Here is a 348-nt window from a genome sequence, read left to right as displayed (position 1 = left end):
TGCATTAGTAGGTATTGCTACTTTCTTCCTTGGTTCAAGAAGAATGGTACTAATGTCTTTACCTTCTAAGAACCAGTTACCTAGTAGAGCATGGGTATCATCCGATTCGGGTAAGTAAAGGGGTTTGGTATTACCACACATAGCATGGAATAGATTAGTGGAACCACAGTGAAATAGAGCAGGTTTGTTTGTAGTGTATTCTAGGTTGATACCATAGACTTCATTAGGACGAATGTTCATATAGAACTCCTTGGTTCATAAAAGAAAAAGGGAGCCAGATGGCTCCCAATTCCTATACCGAGTGTGTTTGTTAAATCAGTTCTCTCTGATACTACTCATCACCCAATA

General features: G+C 39.1%; 1 protein-coding gene. It reads right to left on the bottom strand.

What is annotated here, in order from left to right:
* On the bottom strand, positions 1–240 hold a 240-nt coding region (locus Y882_RS20660), incomplete at its 3' end, for a hypothetical protein (RefSeq protein WP_046973444.1).
* Positions 241–348 lie beyond the last annotated feature (108 nt).

Origin of the sequence: Dyella japonica DSM 16301 (assembly GCF_001010355.1) — a bacterium.
GTDB classification, from domain to species: domain Bacteria; phylum Pseudomonadota; class Gammaproteobacteria; order Xanthomonadales; family Rhodanobacteraceae; genus Dyella; species Dyella japonica.
The sequence above is the reverse complement of the archived record's forward strand: the minus strand, read 5'-3'. Positions and strand labels throughout refer to the sequence as shown.